This is a genomic window from Luteimonas rhizosphaerae (genome assembly GCF_002849595.1).
GTDB lineage: Bacteria > Pseudomonadota > Gammaproteobacteria > Xanthomonadales > Xanthomonadaceae > Luteimonas > Luteimonas cellulosilyticus.
Map to the genome: position 1 here is coordinate 34,907 of NZ_NRQR01000020.1, position 19,122 is coordinate 54,028.

Consider the following 19,122-nt stretch of genomic DNA (forward strand, 5'->3'; position numbering starts at 1 on the left):
CCGTCATCCTCATCCGGCGTCCGCTCGGGCGTGTCGTCCGCATGCCGGGCGTCCCCGCAGCAGCCGGGCCAGCGCTGCCGTATCGCGTGCCAGCAGCGCCTGCCGCTGCGCCGTGTCGATCCCGAGGCCCGCGACGGCGGCCTCGAAGTCGGCACCGGCCGGCGGCGCGGCACTGCGCCCCATTGCCTCGAGAAACTCGATGGCTGTCGTCATTGCGTTCTCCCCTTGGTGATCGACCCGTGTTCCGCCACACCGGCCGCGTCGCGCTCCAGTGCGGCGAGCCTGTCCAGCATTCCCTTGTCCAACGTCATCGCGCGAGCCGGCGGCACCACCAGTGTGGTCTGCATCGACATCACCGCATCCACCAGCGCCGCCATCGCCATCCCCTCGATGCGCGGCCCTTCGACCGGCAGCGTAGCAGCTTCATAGAGCGTCACGGCATGCCCCTCCGGATAATCTTCCGCCAGCCGCTCCAGCAGCAGACGGCGGTGCGCCACCCCCGTCGAAGAACGCCGAACCGAGCGGTCGCCGGCCACGCCGACCTGCCACAGGAGAAGGTAGGCCGAGGTGTCGACGACGCGGCGGTAGAACATGAACTGGCTGGCCTCGTAATGCTGGCAGCCCACGCTGCCTGGATCGATGCCCAGGTCCGCGTACAGGCAGTCGGCGGCGGAGATTGCCGGCTCCATGTGGGCCTCGAAGCCCTCGTCCCGGGCCTGGGCGAGCGCCCGGTGCGGCACCTCGGCGAACACGCCCGGGTGTCCGTAGAACGCGCCGCAGACGGTACGCCCGGCGCGGACTTCGACGAGCATCGCCTCGATCATTTCGCGGTAGGTCGCGTGGCGCGATTTCCCGTCCGCGTAGTAGGGCTGGAGGCTGCGCACATCCGGATGCATCTGCTGCACCCACAGCTCGACCAGCGGATCCGACGCCGCGACGAAGACCACGTCGGCCTGCTCGATGCCGCTGCGCGCACGCGGCGCGAGATGCGCGCCGAGCAGCATGCCCAGTCCGACGCAGGTCAGACGTCCTGTTCCCCCTTGCATGGTCCCATCCCCCGCCCCGATCCGCCGGAATCTAGCCTGCGCCGGGCCGGGACGCAAAAGCGGGCGGCATCTCGCCCCGGGCGAGCCACGCAGCGCGCGTCATCTGCCAGTGCAGCAGACCGTCGCGGGGAGCGTCGGGTTCGAACCCGAGCGCACGCATCAGCCCGCGGACCGCGACGTTGTCGGGCGTGTGCCGCGTCCAGACCCGATCGAGCGCCGGCGATGCGAACAGCCGGTCGAGCAGACCGGCCGTGGTTTCGCGCGCGACCCCGCGGGCGTGCGATGCGGGCTGCAGCAGCAGGCCGTACTCGGCGGTGCGGGGCGCGGGAGACAGCACCACCGCCATCAGGCCGCAGGCGTGCCCGTCGCTGCGCCGGTCGATCGTCCAGTAGCCCACGCCTGGCGCCACCTTCGACGTGGCGCGGAGGACGGCGTCGAACGCCGCCTGCGCCGCCGATGCCGACAGCGGCGGTGCGATCAGCCGCATCACGGCGGGGTCGGTGTAGAGCGCGCAGTAGCGCGCGTTGTCCGCGGCTGCCAGCGGCCGCATGTGGTAGCGCGTCGTCTCGAAGGTGGCGGGAAACAGGCTCATCGCAACGCGCGCGTCGGAAGACTTCGTTGCACCGCATGCCCTGCCAAGCTCGCGACAGCGCCTCCGGCGTGGCTGGGTTCGCGCATCGCGTCAGCCCGGCAGGGGCTCGACCCGGATCCGCTGCAGCAGCGTGTGCTGGCCACCGGGCGCGATCTCGACCGATTCCGGCCCGGCATTCGCGGCTTCCAGGCACAGGAACTGGCGCCACAACCCGTCGCCCATCTCCGCCGAACGCGACGCCGACGCCTCGCCCGGGTTCCAGACCACCAGCGTGCGGCTGCCCTCGACCTCGAGCGCGATACGGCGCTGCGCCGCCGGATCGTCCAGCAGATAGCGACCGCCCGCGCCGCCGTAGATCCGGTCGCTGCGTCCGGGGTCGCGTGGATCGTGCAGCGTCCAGTCGCCCGACTGGCGATGCGCGGCGTAGCCGTCGTTCTTGTCGAGATAAGTCAGCCCGTCGAGTCCCTGCACGCGCACGTTCGCGACGTCGGACACGCGGAAATAGGTGTGCAGCGCCTGGGTGATGCGCACCGGCGCGTCGCCGACGTTCTCGGTGATCAGCCGCTGCTCCAGCGAGCGCCCGATGCGCAACTCGGTCCGCACGCGCAGGTCGAGATCCTCGAACACCGGCGGCGACAGCGTCACGACGAGGGTGCCGTCGGCTTCGCGCCGCGCATCGTCGAGCTGCCAGCGCATCGTGCGCACGAACCCGTGCGACGGCAGTGCGGCGTCCTGGTCCTGCTTGCCGAAATACGGCCAGACGATCGGCGTGCCGCCGCGGATCGGTTGCGGCGGCCCGGCCGATGCCGGCGAGACCCACAGCGCATCGGTCTGACCGGTGGGTACGAAGGACAGCAGATGGCCGCCGAACAGCGCGATGGCGGCGGTCGACTGCGGCGTCTCGATCAGCAGCGCCTGCAGGCCGGCGAACGTGCCGAGACGCAGGCCCGGCACCTCCGGCAGCGTGACGTCGGCCGGTGTCACCGATGTCGTCGCGAGGCGCTCGGCGTAGCGCGCCGGCAGGGCGAAGGCAGTACCGCGGGGCGGCGCGTCGGACATGCGGGATTCCTCGGACGGGGTGGACGGTGACGGTGCCGGGCGCTCGCCAGGCGTCGCCGCGCAGCCGGCGAGCAGACACAGCAGCAGGAGGGACGGTGGGCGCATGCGGTCTCCGGCATCGCGGCGGGGGCCGACAGCTTACGTCAGCGCCCGGGGCGCCGACGGCGCCCGCCGCGTACACTCCCGGACCCGTTGCACCGACCTGCCCGATGCCTCCGATCCGCCTCGACAAGCACCTCGCCGCCCTGCTCGACTGCTCGCGTGCGGACGCGCGCCAGTACATCGAAGGCGGCTGGGTCCTAGTGGAGGGCGAGGTCGTGGACGCGCCGCAGCATCCGGTCGAGGACGAGTCCGTCGTGCTCGCGCCCGGAGCGCGGCTCGGCGACACGGAGCCGGCGACGCTGCTGCTGCACAAGCCGGCCGGGCTCGACATCGCCGCGGCGATCGCGCTGGCGACACCGGCGACGCGCAGCCCGCTGGATCCGGTCGACCAGCAGGTGCTGAAGCGGCACTTCCATCGGCTCGAAGCACCGCTTCCGTTCGAGGACGCCGCGAGCGGCCTGCTGGTGCTGACCCAGGACCACCGCGCGAAGCGACGCCTGACCGAAGACGCGGCGTTGCTGGAGCAGGAATACGTGGTCGACGTCGTCGGCACGCTGGGGCCGTACGGCCTGTCACAGCTCGCGCGAGGCGGCCAGGATGCCAACGGCTGGCCGATTCCGCCGTGCAAGGTCAGCTGGCAGAGCGAGCAGCGGTTGCGGTTCGCGATCAAGCACGTGCGGCCGGGCCAGCTGCAGGGCATGTGCGACCGCGTCGGGCTGCAGGTCACCGGCATGAAGCGGTTGCGGATCGGACGCGTGGGTCTGGCGAAGATGGACGTCGGTACGTGGCGCTATCTGCCGGCCGACGGCCGCTTCTGATGGGCACGCCCGCCTCGGGCGACCGAATGCGGCGCGCGAACCACGCGCGTTTGCGATGTTGCCGCGCAACACGCGCGACGCGTTTTTCCCGGTCCTTTCACCTGCACTGAACACCATTGCGTGATGTCGCCCGCAACTCGGCACATTCGACCGTTTGCGCTTTGACAGCGCTGTCAGCGCTGCCTAGCGTCGTTCGCGACCGCACGGGTCATCGTTCACCACAAGGAGTTTCCGTATGGATCGCGCACGCCTGTTCGCCGTGTCCGCCGCCGCCCTGCTCGGCGCCGGCGCATTCACCGCCGCACATGCCCAGACCCCCGTCTGGGAAGAGAATTTCGACGGCTCCACCATCAATGGCAGCAACTGGATCTACGACGTCGGCACCGGCTGCCAGATCGGCCTGTGCGGCTGGGGCAATTCGGAGCTGCAGTACTACACCAGCCGCCCCGAGAACGCGCGCGTCGAGAATGGCCGTCTGGTCATCGAAGCGCGACGCGAGAACTTCGAAGGCAGCCCGTTCACCTCGGCACGCATGAAGACCGAGGGGCGCGTGCACTTCAAGTACGGCACGCTGGAGGCGCGGATCAAGACCCCCGAAGCCGGTAACGGGATCTGGCCGGCCTACTGGATGCTCGGCGCGATCGGCGTTTGGCCCGACCGCGGCGAGATCGACATCATGGAGATCGGCCACGTCGACGGCATCGCCGCCGGCATGGTCAACCGCCGCGTCGGCGGCGCGGTGCACTGGAACTACGGCGGCGGTCACGCCAGTCATGGCGATTTCGCGGACTTCCCGACCAATCTGCACGAGGACTACCGCACGTACCGCATGACCTGGGATCCGGAGTTCATCCGCGTCACGGTCGACGGCCTGCAGTACTTCGAGATGGCGATCTCGGACATCGAAGGCGCGTCGCTGCACGAGTTCCACCAACCGCACTTTCTGCTGCTCAATCTCGCGGTCGGCGGCACCTACACCGGCATCTTCGATCCGAACGGCATCACCGCGCCGCTGCCCGGGCGCATGGAGGTCGACTACATCCGCCTCTACCAGGACCATCCGGACAGCGAGCTCTACATCGGCAGCGATGCCGCGACGCCGGCCGGGCGGTTCGGCGTGTTTTCCGAGCAGGCCGGACTGGCCGGCGCGCTCGATTACGGCAGCAACGCCGAACTGTTCCTGTGGAACAACCTGACGCCGATCGCGGCGTCGCCGTTCGAGGGCAACGAAGGCATGGCGTTCCGCGCCAATGCCGGCGCGTGGTACGGCCTCGGGGTGCTCAACGACGTGCGCAACATGAGCGCCTATGCCAACGGCAGCCTCAAGTTCCACATGCGCACGACGACAGACTCGACGTTCAAGATCGGCATCAGTACGTCGTTCGGCGACAGCTGGGTCGACTTCGTCGCCGGCGGTCCGCAGTACGGGCTGGTCCGGGACGGCGCCTGGCACCAGGTCACGATCCCGTTCAGTGACTTCTACGACCTGGACCTGCACGCGGTGAAGCAGATGTTCATGGTCGTGGCCGACCCGCCGGGCCAGAACGTCGAGCTCTTCATCGACAACGTGTACTACCAGAGTCCCTGATCTCCGGAACCCGCTTCGGACCAGGCGCGGCGGGCGAACGATCGCCGCCGCGCCGCTCAGAACACCGACAGTTCCGTCATCCGCGTGAAACGGTGCAGCGCATAGCCACCGAGCAGCGAATTGCCCTTGTCGTCGAGCGCGGGCGACCACACGCAGACGCTCAGGACATTCGGCACCACCGCGACGATGCCGCCACCGACGCCGCTCTTCGCCGGCAGCCCCACGTGGAAGGCGAACTCGCCAGCCGCGTCGTAGGTGCCGCAGGTCATCATGATCGCGTTGATCCGCGTCGCCCTCTCCTTGCTGGTGACCTGCTCGCCGGTCATGGGGCATGCGCCGCGGTCGGCCAGGTACTGCAGGCTGCGCGCGAGATCCACGCAGTTCATCTTCAGCGAGCACTGCAGGTAGTAGAAATCCAGCACCGCCTGCACGTCGTTCTCGATGTTGCCGAAGCTCCGGATGAAGTTCGCCAGTGCCACGTTGCGATAGCCGCTCTTGCGCTCCGACGTCCAGATCTCCTCGTCGCGGCCGACGGCGTCGTTGCCCGAACGCGCGCGCATGAACTCGAGCAGTTCCTGCTCGGGATCCTTGCAATGCGACAGGATCACGTCGGCGATGACGATCGCGCCGGCGTTGATGAAGGGATTGCGCGGAATGCCGCTCTCGTGCTCGAGCTGGATCAGCGAATTGAAGGGATCGCCCGAGGGTTCGCGGCCCACCCGCTTCCACAGGTCGTCGCCCGCGAGATCCAGGGCGAGCGTCAGCGTGTGGACCTTGGAGATGCTCTGGATCGAGAACGGCGCGTGCGCCTCGCCGACCGTGTAGACATCGCCGTCGAGCGTGGCGACGGCCATGCCGAAGGTATCCGGCGACACCGATGCGAGCGCCGGGATGTAGTCGGCGACCTTGCCCTTGTGTTTGCCGAACCGCTCGCGCACCTCGCCGTGGATCGTCGACAGGATGTCCTGGATGTCGTGGCGGCTGAGATCGTGCGGATTCTGCGGCGGGCTGCGCATGGGAACTCGGGTCGGACCGGGGGCTGCAGTCTGCCGCCGCGCGCGTGACCGGGAAGTCAGCGCTGCGCGGGTTGCGTGTTGCGCCCCGCGTGGTGCCGCCTCGGGACGGCGCGAACGCATGGCCGCGCGGCAGTTCGCCATCGCGCTCGTGCGCGCGAGGCCGGTCACCCGACGCGTGCTGCGCGCGGCGTCGCACCCGGCGCTTGCGACACGGAGTTCCGGTCTCGCCGCATCTGCCGGATCCGCTCCGGACGCCGCGTTGACGCGGCATCGTCGACCCTGTCCACTTCGCGCGATGCGCTGCAACGGATACGGGAGCACCCCATGGGCATGCTGGTCGACGGTCGCTGGACCACGGACGACGATGCACTGGTCGATAGCGACGGCAAACTGCAGCGGCCCGACTCCGCGTTCCGCCACTGGGTCACCGCCGACGGCAGTGCGGGCCCGACCGGCGAGGGCGGCTTCAAGGCCGAGCCCGGCCGCTACCATCTCTACATCGCCCGCGCCTGCCCCTGGGCGCACCGCGCGGCAATCTTCCGCGAGCTCAAGGGTCTGCAGTCGATGATCGACCTGTCGGTGACCCACTGGCTGATGGCCGACGACGGCTGGACCTTCGCGCCCGGTCCCGGCGTGATCCCCGATCCGCTGCAGCAGGCGGACACCGTCTGGCAGCTCTACGTTTCGTCCGATCCGGCCTACACCGGCCGCGTGACCGTGCCGGTGCTGTGGGACAAGGCGACCGGGCGCATCGTCAGCAACGAATCCGCCGACATCATCCGCATGTTCAACAGCGCCTTCGACGAGGTCGGTGCGACGGCGGGCGACTACTATCCGGCCGCGCTGCGCGGCGAGATCGACGCGGTCAACGCGCGGGTCTACGACGGGCTCAACAACGGCGTCTACAAGGCGGGATTCGCCAAGCGCCAGTCGGCCTACGACGACGCGGTGACCCAGGTGTTCGAGACACTGGACTGGCTGGAAGCCCGGCTCGCCACCCGCGACACGCTGTGCGGCGACGTGCTCACCGAAGCGGACTGGCGTCTGTTCACGACGCTGCTGCGTTTCGATGCGGTCTACCACGGCCATTTCAAATGCAATCTGCGGCGCCTGGTCGACTACCCGGCCCTGTGGGCCCATACGCGTCGCCTGTACGCGCATCCGGCGGTCGCACCGACAGTCGATTTCGATCACATCAAGCGGCATTACTACGAGAGCCATCGGCACATCAATCCGACCGGCATTGTGCCGAAGGGGCCGGCGCTGGATTTTTCGCTGGCGGCGTGAGGCCGGTCGCGCGCGAGCGCGTGCCTACCCGGGACGACCTGGGCGGGCAGTCGCCTGCAGGCGCGCGCTCGCGCGCGACGGACGCGCCTGAAACACCCGGAAGAAGCCGTCCATCCGCCTACGCCTCGTACAGCTCCAGCGGCAGGCCATCGGGGTCGGCGAAGAACACGAAGCGCCGTCCGGTGTCAGGGTCGACGCGCACGGGTTCCACCACGAGTCCGTCCGCCTGCAATCGCGCCGCGCACGCCGCGACGTCATCGACGGCGAACGCCAGGTGCCGCAACCCCTGCGCTTCCGGCCAGGACGGGCGCGGCGGCGCGTCGGGGAACGAGAACAGCTCGATCTGGCCGCCATCCGGCAAAGCCAGATCCAGCTTCCAGGAGCGACGCGCCTCGCGGTACTGCTCCGCGACGACGGTCAACCCCAGCGTCGCCGTGTAGAACGCCTTGGATCGCGCGTAGTCGCTGCAGATGATGGCGACATGGTGGACGCGCTTCAGCATGCCGGCGGCATCGTACGCCGCGAGCGCGATGGCCGCGCGGCGCCGGTCGTCGTGCGCGGACTCATGTCGCCGCAGGCGCCGGCGTCTGCAGGGTGCGCGCGAACAGCGCCAGCATCTTCGACCAGGCCTCGGCCGCCGCCGCTTCGTCGTAGCGCGGCGTCGTGTCGTTGTTGAAGCCGTGCTCGGTGCCGGCCGGCTGGAACAGCGTGTAGGTCACGTCCGCCGCGTGCAGCGCGGCCTCGTAATCCGGCCATTGCGCGTTGACGCGCGCATCGTTGGCGGCCAGCACGACCAGCAGTTCCGCCTCGATGGCCGGCACGTCCTCGAGCGGCGCTGCCGGGCCGTAGAACGGCGCGGCGGCGCGCAGCGACGGGACCTTCGCGGCGAGGTAGTTCGCCATGCCGCCGCCGTAGCAGAAGCCGACCACGCCGATGCGCCCGTTGCCGCCTTCGCGCGCCAGCAGCCACCCGGCCGCGGCGATGAAGTCCTGTCGTGCCTTGTCCTGGTCGAGCGTCGCGAACAGGGCGCGCGCCCGGTCTTCGTCGCCGGGATAGCCGCCCAGCGGGAACAGCGCATCCGGCGCGAACGCGCGGTAGCCCGCCAGCGCGATCCGCCGCGTCACGTCCTCGATGTGCGGGTTCAGACCGCGGTTCTCGTGCACCACCAGCACCAGCGGCAGCGGCCCGGTCGCATCCGCGGGCTGCGCCAGATATCCGCGCCCGCGGCCGTTGCCCGCGGGCGCGTCGAACGCCTCGTACGACGTGGCCAGGCGCGCATCGTCGGGTGCGATCTGCTGCGCCTGCGCGAACTGCGGCGTCAGCGCGGCCAGCAGTCCCGCCGCACCGGCGGCGCCGGCGACACGCGCAGCCCCGCTGAGGAATCCGCGCCGGTCGATCGCCCCGTGCACGTACTGGTCGAACAGCTCGAGCACGTCCGGATCGAAATCACGGGCGGTCTTGCGGGGCGGCTGCGACATGACGGACTCCGGTTGGCGACGACGGGACCCGCATCGTAGTCCGGTCCGCCCTCGCCTGCGCGCTGCGCGCCAGTGCGTGCCGATCCGAACGCCAGGCCAACGCAGCCCGCCTGTCACGACGCTGCTGCCGCACTGCAACAAAACCAACACCTTGCGTCGCTAGCCTCGGCGCCGCCTCCGGGCGCTTTCGCGATGGCGTGCATCGCCGCCATCACCTCGCACCACACGATCACGACCACTTGGGGAACCCGCATGACGTACGACCTCCCGGCGCGCAGCACGCCCGGGCCGCGCCGCTGCCTGCTGAGCCGACGCATCCATCTCGCCCTGCTGGCCGGCGCCCTCGCCGCGCCGCTGCCCGTGCTCGCGCAGACCGCCGCCGAAGATGCGACGGTCCAGTCGCTGGACGCGGTCACCGTGACCGGCAGCTACAGCCGCAGCCTCGAGCAGGCGGTCGATCTGAAGCGCGACAACGTCGGTTTCTCCGATTCCATCGTCGCCACCGACGTCGCCGATTTCCCCGAGCAGAACCTCGCCGAGGCGCTGCAGCGCATGCCAGGCGTCACCATCGAACGCAACAAGGGCCTGGGCTCGCGCGTCAACGTGCGCGGCCTGCCCTCCGACTACACGCATGTCTCGATCAACGATCTCGCCACAGCCTCGGGCAGCGGCGGCCGCGAAGTGGAATTCGACATTTTCGCGTCCGAGATCATCCAGCAGGTCACCGTGCAGAAGTCGCCGACGGCGGCGGATGAGGAAGGCGGCATCGCCGGTTCGGTGAAGATCTCCACCGCGCGTCCGTTCGACTACAACAGCCGCCAGCTGGTGGCCTCGGTCGAAGGTGCACACAACTCGATCTCCGAGGAGAACGACCCGAAGGTCTCGTTCCTCGCGTCCGACACCTGGGGCGACTGGGGCGCACTGGTGTCGTTCTCGAAGGCCAAGCGCACCAACCGCACCGACGCGACTTCGGGCATCAACTTCCGGCCGATGTCGCGCTTCCTCGGCGCCTCGGGCGTGCGCGGCGAGCAGGCCGAGGCCGTCATCGAGCGCGACACCGGCCGCCAGATCGGCGACCGCACCGATACCGCCGAATCGAACCTGATCGTGTTCCAGGACAAGGTCGGCGACCGCGTGTTCCTCAACGAGCAGGACAAGTGGGGCGCGACGGGCTCGCTGCAGTTCAAGCCCAGCAACGACTTCAGCCTGACCTTCGACGCGCTGGTCGGCGGCTACGATTCCAACGAGGACGAGTACGACGCGGCCGCCTATTCCGCGTCCAGCCGCAGCACGCTCGAGACCATCCACGAGTACGACGACACCACGCTGGCCGAGCACGGCATCCTGGTGTTGCGCGACGTGTCCTACACCGCGACCCAGCACGAGTTCCTGAGCAAGGAACGCCGCAACGAGACCGACTTCCGCCAGTACAGCGCGGCGCTCGACTGGCGCGGCGACACCTGGACCATCGACGCCCTGCTCGGCTACTCGGGCGCGAAGAAATCGCTGGACTACGCGAACCTCAAGCACGTCGCCTACGCGCCGTCGCGCACGCGCTGGAACGGGCCGAGCGGCGAAACGATCGCGAGCGCGTCGTCGAACGGCTTCGACATGTACGACTCGCCCGAGCGCTACCTGTTCGAGGCCTACGAGACCACGCTCGAGCAGATCAACGACGACAAGTACGCGGCCCAGGTCAACATCGCCAAGACCCTGGACCTGGCCTTCCTGCCGGCGCTGCGCGGCGTGCAGTTCGGCGCGCGCCACACCGACAAGTCCAAGGAACGCGAGTACGGCGAGGCCAAGATCGGCGGCCCGTCGGCCGGCGACAACAGCTGGGTCAATACGCGCACCCTGGCCGACAGCCAGCTGCAGCCGATCGGCGACATCGTCCCCGGCGGCGCCTATACCGCGCGCGATCTCGACTGGCAGATGATCGGCAACGACTACGCGCGCGACACCTTCCGCTATGCCGGCTTCTCGACCCCGTTCGACGACAGCCAGTACTACCGCGTCGACGAACAGGCGACCGCGCTGTACGCGATGACGGACATCGCGTTCGACCTTGGCCCCGTGCCGGTCGACATCAACGCGGGCGTGCGCTACGTCGACACCTCGGTGACGTCGTTCGGCTACCACCCGGTGCAGAACCCCGACGGCAGCACCGGCTACACCGACACGCCGATCTCGATGGACGGCAGCTACAGCGACGTGCTGCCGAGCATCAACCTCACCGCGGAACTGCGCGCGGGCCTGCTGTTGCGCGCCGCGGCCTCGGAGACGCTGATCCGCCCGGCGATGACCGACATCGCCTACAAGCGCACCGCGAGCTGGAGCTCCTACCGCTTCACCGACGGCAATCCGGCGCTCAAGCCGACCTACGCCGACCAGTGGGAAGTCGGCCTCGAGCAGTATCTCGACAACGGCGGGCTGCTCGCGGCGTCGTATTTCCGCAAGAAGATCGACGGCGTGGTCATCAACGCGCTGACCGGCGTGGTCGAGGACGTCCCCGTCTACAACGCCAATGGCACGCTCAACGGCATCTTCGATTTCGACGTCTACCAGCCGGTCAATGCGGCGGGTTCGTACGAGGTCGACGGCGTCGAGCTCATCGCGCAGCTGCCGCTGACGATGCTGCACCCGGTGCTCGAAGGCTTCGGCATCAACGCCAACTACACGATGCTCGACAGCTCGCTGGCCGGCGAGTCGGATCTCGGCATCCAGACGCCGATGCCGGGCCTGGCCGAGAAGACCTGGAACCTGACCGCGTACTACGAGAACGACCGCTTCGACGCCCGCGTGTCCTACAACCACAAGAGCGAGTACGTCGAGTCGATCGGTTACAACATGTATCCGATCTATCGCGATGCCTACGGCCAGCTCGACGTCTCGATCGGCCTGCGCCTGGCCGAGAACCTCAAGCTGAGTCTCAAGGGCATCAACATGACCGACGAGGCGACGACCGGCTACACGATGGACCCGTCGTTCCCGACGATGTACGAACTGTCGGGCCGCCGGATCTCGCTGGGGCTGCGCGCGGATTTCTGATCGCCCGCTGCAACGCGATGTGACAGGCGAAAGGCCAGCGCTTCCGCGCTGGCCTTTTGTTTTTCGTCTGCCCTCAGGTTCCGTATGAGCGCCCCCCTTTTCAGTGCGTCTACCGGTTCCGTCCTACCCAGCCGGTCAAGATCGTGGCATCCGCTCCTGTAGGAGCGCGCCCGCGATGGGCGTTTCTCGGCATGCCCGGTCGCGCGCGAGCGCGCTCCTACATGGCGCCGATCCATTTTCTTCGCCGAACGGCTCAGCCCTGCGCCAGCACGAAATCCAGCGCCGCACGGATCGCGGCGACCTGGGCGTCGTCGCACTGTGCCGGCGTCGCGCGGGGACTGTCGGGATAGACCTCGGTCGTCGTCACGTAGTCGGCGCCGGAAATGCCGGCGCACAGGCCGAGTTGCTTGACCGGATATTCGATGACGCCGGGCGCGACGACCGGCGAGCCGATCATCAGGCCTCGCGCATCGGCCGGGGCGATATGCGTCACCGCCGCGACGGCCGCGATGATCGCCTGCTGGAACGCGGGCCGGGGATTTTCACTGTCGTCGACGAGATAGAAACCGTCCGGGATCCCGCCGGGCTCGAATGCGACGCCATCGCGCGCCGCCAGCGCCGGGCGGAATTCGGATTCGTCGCTGTCGGTGGTCTCGTGCAGGTCCACGTGCACTCGCACGCGGTGCCGCAACGGCGCGACCAGCCGCATCAGCGCGACGGATTCCGGCGCCGGGCTGCCGTCGCGGAAGGCGCGGTTGGGATCGACCGCATCGGGATTCCAGCGCTGCACGCGCTCGTAGCCCCAGGGACTGATGCACGGCGCGACCAGCAGGTTGAGCCTGCCGGCATAGTCGCCGGCATGGCGGTCGACGAACTGCAGCGCACCGCGCACGCCGCTGGTCTCGTAGCCGTGGACGCCGCCGGTCACCAGCGCGCAGGGCAGCGCGTCATCCCAGTCGCGGCTGCGGATCGCGAACAGGGGATAGACATCCGGCGCGTACTGCAGCTGCCCGTACTCGATCACGTCGAAGCGCGTGCGCAGCGCGTCGACGACCGGCACCACGTCGTCGGCGTACCGGCGGCTGCGGACCTGGCGGTTGCGCCACTGGTCGCGCTCGGCATCGCCCCAGGGCACACCCGGCGTGCCGATGGGATAGCGGGCATCGGGAGAGGTCTTCATGGGGCGCTCCAGCAGGCGGAAAGCGGCGCACTCTAGCAGCCCGCCCCGCGAGGCCCGGTCAACCGGGCGCCTGCGGGCCGTCGTGCACATTGCCTGTCACCGCATGCCGCGACGATGATGCGCCCCCAGCCGGTCTGGCAGCCCGCCGCCTCGACAGGAGCGCCCATGCACCACCTCCGCACCGCAGCCAGATTGCTGCTGATGCTGCTCGCCAGCCTCGTGCTGATGCCGCCGCAGTGGTGGCTGATGCGGGTCGCCGCCGGACGCCCGGTCACCGTGCTGCCGCGGCTGTGGTTCGCGAGCCTGCGGCACGCGCTGGGCATCCGCGTCGAGGTCGTCGGCACGCCGCGGCGCGGCGGCGGCACGCTGTTCGTGTCCAACCACGTGTCGCATTTCGACATCCCGGTGCTCGGCAGCCTGCTGCAGGCGCGCTTCATCGCCAAGGACGACATGGCGCGCTGGCCCGGCATGCCGGCCATCGGGGCGCTGGGGCGCACGCTGTTCGTCAGCCGTCGCCGGCGCGATGCGGCTGCCGTGGCCGCGGCCGTCGCCGCGCAGCTGCGGCCGGGCGACGACGTGGTGCTGTTCGCGGAAGGCACGACGTCGTCCGGCGTGCAGGTCGCGCCATTCAAGTCGAGCCTGTTCGCGCTGTTCCTTGACCCGCGCGCCGGCGGCGCCTGGACACTGCAGCCGGTGACGTTGGCGATCCTCGCCGTCGATGGCCGGCCGCTGGCCGACGGCGGCGCGCGCGATGCCTACGCGTTCCACGGCGACATGGACGCGGGCGCGCACGTGCGGCGCTTCCTGCAGCTCTCCGGTGCGCGGGTGCGCGTGACCTTCCACGCACCGATCGCGCTGGACGACGACCTCGACCGCAAGTCGCTGGCCACGCGCGTGCACGCGATCGTGGCGTCGGGGCTCGGGCCCCACGCGTCACGCGCCGGCTGACCCGGCGCGCAGGTCGCGCACGCGGCGTCCGGCACGGGCCGGATCCGCGGGAGCGCGGCGTCGCGCATGCCCGCCAGCGCGGCGCGGCGCCGATCGTCGCGACATGACCCCGGCCGCGGCATCGGTCCACAATGGGCCATGGATCCCGTTCCCGGCCTCGACCTCAGCCTGCCGCCGTTCGATCTGCTCGATGCCGCCGGTCGCGCGCGGCTGCAGGCCAGCGTCGACATGGCGTTCCATGCCGCCGGCACCTCGCTGATCGAAGCCGGCCAGCCCTCGCCGCACGCGTTCGTGGTGCTCAAGGGACTGGTGCACGCGCACGCGCTGGATCACGGCGAAGAGCGCCGCTTCGCCGACTACGGCCCCGGCGACGTGTTCGGCGCCTGGGCGGTCATGGTCGGCCGCGCGCGGCTGAGTTACCGCGCCGGCAGCGACGTGCTGTGCTTCCTGATTCCGGCCGACGTGTTCCGCCGGCTGCTGGCCGACAACCCGCGCTTCGCCGCGTACTTCAACGAAGGCCTGGCAGTAAAGGGCCAGCTGGCCGCCGACAACAACGAGCACCGCGAATCGGCCGAGCTGCTGGTCACCCGCGTCGGCGAGGCCCAGCCCGCGCCCGCCGAACGCGTGCCGGCGACGACGACGATCGCCGAGGCCGGCGCCCGCCTGCGCGACCGTCGCGTCGATTGCCTGCTGGTCGACGATCCGGCCCACGAGGCGCCCGGCATCGTCACCCGCACCGACCTGCTGGATGCGCTGACCCTGGCCCGGTTGCCGCTGGAGAGCGCCGTCGGCCCGCTCGCGCACCGCCCGCTGATCCGTGTCGGCACCGGCGACATGCTGTTCCAGGCACTGGTGGCGATGACCGAGCGGCATGTCGAGCGCGTCGTCGTCGACGACGACGGCACGATCACCGGCACCCTGGGCATGGCCGAAGTGCTGTCGCAGTTCGCCAGCCACTCGCACCTGATCAGCCTGCGCCTGGCGCGTGCGCGCACGCGCGAGGACATCGCCGCGGCCGCGTCCGGCATGACCGGCCTGGTGCGCAGCCTGCACGCGCACGGCGCGCGCATTCCCTATCTCGGCGATCTGGTCAGCGCGCTCAACAGCCGCATCATGGGCCAGCTGTTCGCCCTGCTCGTGCCGGCGGAATTCCACGACCGCATCTGCCTGCTGGTCATGGGCAGCGAAGGCCGGCGCGAACAGTTGCTCAAGACCGACCAGGACAATGCCATCGTCGTCGCCGACGATCTGGACTGGCCCGATCTGGACGCGGCGATGGCCGCCTTCAGCGAGGCGCTGGCCGAGGTCGGGTATCCACCCTGTCCGGGCCGGGTCATGGTCGACAATCCGCACTGGCGCATGACCGCCGCGCAGTGGCATGCGCGCACCGAGCACTGGCGCCAGCACTACGGCGGCGACGCCGCGCTCGACCTGTCGATCGCGCTCGATGCGCGCCCCGTCGCCGGCAATCCCGCGCTGTTCGCGCCGGTCAAGGCCAGCCTGATGGCGATGGGCGGCGACGAGATCCTGCTGCACCACCTGGCGCGGGCGGCGCTGCAGTTCGGCCCGCCGCTGACCTTTTTCGGCCGCATGCGCAGCGAGGCCGAGGGCACCGACCTCAAGAAGAGCGGCATCTTCCCGGTGGTGCACGGCCTGCGCTGCCTGGCGCTGCGCCGCGGCATTCCCGCCACCGGCAGCGTGGCGCGCTGCGAGGCGCTGGCGCGCGCCGGCGAGCTGTCCGAGGCGCTGGGCCGCGACCTGCCGCAGGCGCTGCACGTGTTCCAGCGCATGCGCCTCGATGCGCAGCTCGCCGCGCTGGATGCCGGCAAGCCGGTCGACAGCCACGTCGACGCCGGCCGGCTGCGGCGGCTGGATCGCGAGCTGCTGCGCGATGCCCTGCACGTGGTCAAGGAATTCCGCGAGCACATCCGCCGCAGTTTCCACGTCACCGACTGATGCACGCACTGCAACGCTGGTGGCTGCGGCAACGGCACGGCGCAGGCCCCTGGCAGGCGCTGCTGGCGGCGCCGCCAGCCGACGAGTGGGTCAGCCTGGATCTCGAAACCACCGGGCTGGATCCGCGCGAAGACCACATCCTCAGCCTCGCCGCGGTGCCGGTGCGCGACGGCCGCGCGGTGCTCTCCGAACGCTTCGAGCGCCGCATCCGTCCCGACCGCGTGTTCGGCATCGAGTCGATCCGCCACCACCACATCCTGCCCGGCGAAGCGGCCGATGGCGGCGCAGTGACGCCGGCGGTGCGCGAGTTCCTGGCGTGGCTCGGCAGCCGGTCGCTGCTCGGCTACCACCTGCAGTTCGACGCGGCGATGCTGGCGCCGCACGTGCGCGCGATCACCGGCTTCGCATTGCCGAACCGGCGCGTGGAGCTGGCCGATGCCTTCGCCTCGCGTGCGCGCCGGGCGCGCCCTGACGTGCCGCCGAACCTCGCCTTCGAGCACATCGCCGACGCCCTCGGCGTGCCCGTGCTGGGCCGCCACAGCGCGCTCGGCGATGCGACGACGGTCGCGCTGTGCTGGCTGGCGTTGCAGCGTCTGGCGCCGCGCTGACGCGGCGCGCGGCTACGCCGCCAGGAGGTCGTCGGCGATGCGCTGCAGCCGCCGGGTCTCGCGGTCGATGCTCATGCCCATCGTCGCATCGCCGCGCGCCATCACCGCACGGTGGTGGGCGATCGCCGCGTCGATGTCATGCCAGACCACGCGCATGCCGTTGGCCTGCTCGTAGGACTCGACACGCGGCGCGTCCGGCTCGGCATCGATCGCGCAGAGATGGGCGAAGGGCTGCAGGTGCATCGCGTCGTAACCGCCCCGATCGGGCGGGCGTCGTCGACGCGGCTGAAAGCCGACAGCACGCGCACATCGCGCGCGCCCGATTCTTCCTGCCGTTCGCACAGACGCGCGCCTTCCCGCGTTGCGCCTGCCTCGACGCCGCCGCCCGGCGGGCTGTCGTCGTCGCACGCGGTGTGGAGCAGCAGCATCCCGCGGCCGCGCAGCACGATGTCGCGCGCGGCCCGCCGCTCGAGCACGGCGGCGGGCTGCGCGGGACAACGCGGATGGACGGGATCGAACAGCAGGCGCACGGCGGACCGGACGCGGAACGGCGCGGCATGATCCCGCGTCGCGCCACCGGTCGCCGTCGCCGCGCGTCAGAGCCCCTGCCCGCCCGACACTTCGATGCGCTGGGCGTTGACCCAGCGCTGGTCCGGCGTCAGCAGGCTGGCGATCATCGGCCCGATGTCGTCCGGCACGCCGACGCGGCCGAGCGCGGTGACCGAGGCGAGCTGCGCGTTGAGGTCCGGGTTGTCGCGGACCACGCCGCCGCCGAAATCGGTTTCGATCGCGCCGGGCGCGACCGTGTTGACGGCGATGCCGCGGCCGCCGAGTTCCTTGGCGAGATAGCGGGTCAGCACTTCCACCGCGCCCTTGGCCGCCGCGTACGCGGCGTAGCCGGGCAGCGACATGCGGGTGAGTCCCGAGGACAGGTTGACGATGCGACCGCCGTCGGCGATCAGCGGCAGCAGCGCCTGGGTCAGGAAGAACACGCCCTTGAAGTGCACGTCGACCAGACGGTCGAACTGCGCCTCGGTGTCGCCATGCCCGGCATTGTTGACCAGGTGGTCGACGCGATCGCGCTGCCAGGTGTCCTGCAGCGTGGCGCGCAGGCGCTCGACGAACGGCGCGAAGCTGGTGATGTCGCCGGTGTCGAGGGCCAGTGCGGCGGCGCGGCGGCCCGTTGCCTGAATCTCGGCGACGACGGCCTCGGCCTCGTCGGCGTTGGCGCGGTAGGTGACGATGACATCGCCGCCGCGGCGGGCGATCGCGAGCGCGGTGTTGCGGCCGAGGCCACGGCTGGCGCCGGTGACGAGGGTGATGTGGGACATGTGGATGCTCCGGGTCGGGGGGAGCCACAGTGTCGACCGCCGGCCCCGGCCCGGGTTGCCGGAATCTCGCCGTTGCTTGCGCGATCCTCCAGACCGGGATGCGCGCGGGTCGCGCGCGGCGTACCGTAGCCCGCATGACGACACTTCTCGATGCCGTGCGCCAGTACGCGGCCACGCAGGCGACCGACGGGCCCGTGCCGACCGCCATTCCCGGCCTGTCGCTGGTGCGGGCGACCGCGCCCAGCGGCCTGCTGCACGCGATCTCCAACCCGATGGTCTGCCTGGTCGTCCAGGGCAGCAAGGCGGTGACGGCCGGCGCACACAGTTTCGCGTTCTCGGCGGGCGATTCGCTGCTGATCACCGCCGACGTGCCGACGGTCAACCAGATCACCCGCGCCAGCCTGGCGGCGCCCTATCTGTCGCTGGTGCTGGCCCTGGACCTGGCCCTCGTCGCCGACCTCGCGCTGCAGATGCAGGGCGCGCCGCTCGACGATGCGTCGCCGGTGCGGGTGGAGCCGACGGACCACGAAGTCGCCGACGCCGCGCTGCGGCTGCTGCGGCTGCTCGATCGGCCCGAGGCGATCCCGGTGCTGGGCCCGACGCTGGTGCGCGAGCTGCATTACTGGCTGCTCGCAGGCCGCCACGGCGCGGCGATCCGTCGCCTCGGCGGTGTCGACACGCATGCGCAACGCGTCGCGCGTGCGGTGGCCGTGCTGCGGGCCGAGTTCGCCCAGCCGCTGCCGGTCGAACGGCTGGCGGCGGTCGCGGGCATGAGCCCGTCGTCGTTCCACCAGCATTTCCGCAGCGTGACCTCACTGTCGCCGCTGCAGTTCCAGAAGCAGCTGCGCCTGATCGAAGCACGCCGGCTGTTGCTCGCCGACGGCGTCTCTGCGCGCAGCGCGGCCTTCGCCGTCGGCTACGAGAGCGTGCCGCAGTTCACCCGCGAATACGGGCGCATGTTCGGCTTGCCGCCGGTGCGCGATACCGCGGCGGCGCGGCAACGGGTCGCCGTGGCGAGCTGAGTCGCGGTCGCAGCTCGGGCGGACGCCGGACGCGGTCCGCCGC

17 protein-coding genes and 1 pseudogene are annotated in these 19,122 nt (G+C 70.3%); 8 read left to right on the forward strand and 10 right to left on the reverse strand.

Annotation, left to right across the window (positions count from 1 at the left end):
- Positions 1-9: 9 nt before the first annotated feature.
- The 4 genes and pseudogenes from CJ022_RS09670 to CJ022_RS09685 all read right to left on the reverse strand — a co-directional run.
- The gene (locus CJ022_RS09670; RefSeq protein WP_101926448.1) at positions 10-213 is read right to left on the reverse strand and encodes a hypothetical protein; all 204 of its coding nucleotides are present in this window, start codon (positions 211-213) and stop codon (positions 10-12) included.
- Entirely contained in the window at positions 210-1,046 is an 837-nt protein-coding gene (locus CJ022_RS09675; protein WP_101926449.1) for an SAM-dependent methyltransferase, read from the reverse strand. The genes CJ022_RS09670 and CJ022_RS09675 overlap by 4 nt, the downstream gene beginning before the upstream one ends.
- A gap of 31 nt (positions 1,047-1,077) precedes the next feature.
- Entirely contained in the window at positions 1,078-1,638 is a 561-nt protein-coding gene (locus tag CJ022_RS09680; RefSeq protein ID WP_101926450.1) for a GNAT family N-acetyltransferase, read from the reverse strand.
- Positions 1,639-1,728: 90 nt separating this feature from the next.
- Positions 1,729-2,688, reverse strand: a pseudogene (locus tag CJ022_RS09685) (D-hexose-6-phosphate mutarotase); the annotation flags it as partial.
- Between the two features lie 218 nt (positions 2,689-2,906).
- Here CJ022_RS09685 and CJ022_RS09690 point away from each other — a divergent pair.
- Positions 2,907-3,617: an RNA pseudouridine synthase gene (locus CJ022_RS09690; protein WP_101926451.1), complete on the forward strand. Its 711-nt coding sequence runs from the start codon at positions 2,907-2,909 to the stop codon at positions 3,615-3,617.
- Between the two features lie 235 nt (positions 3,618-3,852).
- Complete coding sequence (locus CJ022_RS09695) at positions 3,853-5,205, forward strand: glycoside hydrolase family 16 protein (RefSeq protein ID WP_101926452.1); 1,353 nt, start codon at positions 3,853-3,855, stop codon at positions 5,203-5,205.
- Positions 5,206-5,261: 56 nt separating this feature from the next.
- On the opposite strand, the gene CJ022_RS09700 is transcribed toward CJ022_RS09695, so the two are convergent.
- Positions 5,262-6,221 (reverse strand): glutaminase, encoded by a 960-nt coding sequence (locus tag CJ022_RS09700; RefSeq protein ID WP_101926453.1) that lies wholly within the window; start codon positions 6,219-6,221, stop codon positions 5,262-5,264.
- Positions 6,222-6,545: 324 nt separating this feature from the next.
- Between CJ022_RS09700 and CJ022_RS09705 the strand changes: the two genes are divergently transcribed.
- Positions 6,546-7,508: a glutathione S-transferase family protein gene (locus tag CJ022_RS09705; protein WP_101926454.1), complete on the forward strand. Its 963-nt coding sequence runs from the start codon at positions 6,546-6,548 to the stop codon at positions 7,506-7,508.
- Between the two features lie 118 nt (positions 7,509-7,626).
- Here the strand turns inward: CJ022_RS09705 and gloA2 are convergent, their stop codons facing one another.
- Together gloA2 and CJ022_RS09715 are read right to left on the reverse strand one after the other, a co-directional pair.
- Positions 7,627-8,010, reverse strand: a complete 384-nt coding sequence (gloA2, locus tag CJ022_RS09710) for an SMU1112c/YaeR family gloxylase I-like metalloprotein (RefSeq protein WP_101926455.1) — start codon at positions 8,008-8,010, stop codon at positions 7,627-7,629.
- Positions 8,011-8,071: 61 nt separating this feature from the next.
- A complete protein-coding gene (locus CJ022_RS09715) occupies positions 8,072-8,986 on the reverse strand; it encodes a dienelactone hydrolase family protein (protein WP_101926456.1) in 915 nt (304 codons plus the stop codon).
- Positions 8,987-9,238: 252 nt separating this feature from the next.
- On the opposite strand from CJ022_RS09715, the gene CJ022_RS09720 reads away from it, so the two are divergent.
- Complete coding sequence (locus CJ022_RS09720) at positions 9,239-12,034, forward strand: TonB-dependent receptor (RefSeq protein WP_101926679.1); 2,796 nt, start codon at positions 9,239-9,241, stop codon at positions 12,032-12,034.
- Positions 12,035-12,287: 253 nt separating this feature from the next.
- On the opposite strand, the gene CJ022_RS09725 is transcribed toward CJ022_RS09720, so the two are convergent.
- Positions 12,288-13,214: a M14 family metallopeptidase gene (locus CJ022_RS09725; protein ID WP_101926457.1), complete on the reverse strand. Its 927-nt coding sequence runs from the start codon at positions 13,212-13,214 to the stop codon at positions 12,288-12,290.
- Between the two features lie 165 nt (positions 13,215-13,379).
- Between CJ022_RS09725 and CJ022_RS09730 the strand changes: the two genes are divergently transcribed.
- The 3 genes from CJ022_RS09730 (at position 13,380) to CJ022_RS09740 (ending at position 16,726) form a co-directional block, all read left to right on the forward strand.
- Positions 13,380-14,162, forward strand: a complete 783-nt coding sequence (locus CJ022_RS09730) for a lysophospholipid acyltransferase family protein (protein WP_233198686.1) — start codon at positions 13,380-13,382, stop codon at positions 14,160-14,162.
- Positions 14,163-14,300: 138 nt separating this feature from the next.
- The gene (locus CJ022_RS09735) at positions 14,301-16,118 is read left to right on the forward strand and encodes a putative nucleotidyltransferase substrate binding domain-containing protein (protein ID WP_158238390.1); all 1,818 of its coding nucleotides are present in this window, start codon (positions 14,301-14,303) and stop codon (positions 16,116-16,118) included.
- Positions 16,118-16,726 carry an exonuclease domain-containing protein gene (locus CJ022_RS09740; protein WP_101926459.1) on the forward strand — a complete coding sequence of 203 codons (609 nt, stop codon included), beginning with the start codon at positions 16,118-16,120 and terminating at the stop codon, positions 16,724-16,726. Before CJ022_RS09735 ends, CJ022_RS09740 begins: the two co-directional genes overlap by 1 nt.
- Before the next feature lie 12 nt (positions 16,727-16,738).
- Here CJ022_RS09740 and CJ022_RS09745 read toward each other — a convergent pair whose 3' ends face one another.
- Together CJ022_RS09745 and CJ022_RS09750 are read right to left on the reverse strand one after the other, a co-directional pair.
- Entirely contained in the window at positions 16,739-16,969 is a 231-nt protein-coding gene (locus CJ022_RS09745; protein WP_101926460.1) for a hypothetical protein, read from the reverse strand.
- A 353-nt stretch (positions 16,970-17,322) separates the two neighbouring features.
- Positions 17,323-18,057, reverse strand: coding sequence for an SDR family NAD(P)-dependent oxidoreductase (locus CJ022_RS09750; protein ID WP_101926461.1), 735 nt, complete (start codon positions 18,055-18,057; stop codon positions 17,323-17,325).
- Between the two features lie 134 nt (positions 18,058-18,191).
- Here CJ022_RS09750 and CJ022_RS09755 point away from each other — a divergent pair, with 134 nt between their 5' ends.
- Positions 18,192-19,079 carry an AraC family transcriptional regulator gene (locus CJ022_RS09755; RefSeq protein ID WP_101926462.1) on the forward strand — a complete coding sequence of 296 codons (888 nt, stop codon included), beginning with the start codon at positions 18,192-18,194 and terminating at the stop codon, positions 19,077-19,079.
- Positions 19,080-19,122: the final 43 nt, after the last annotated feature.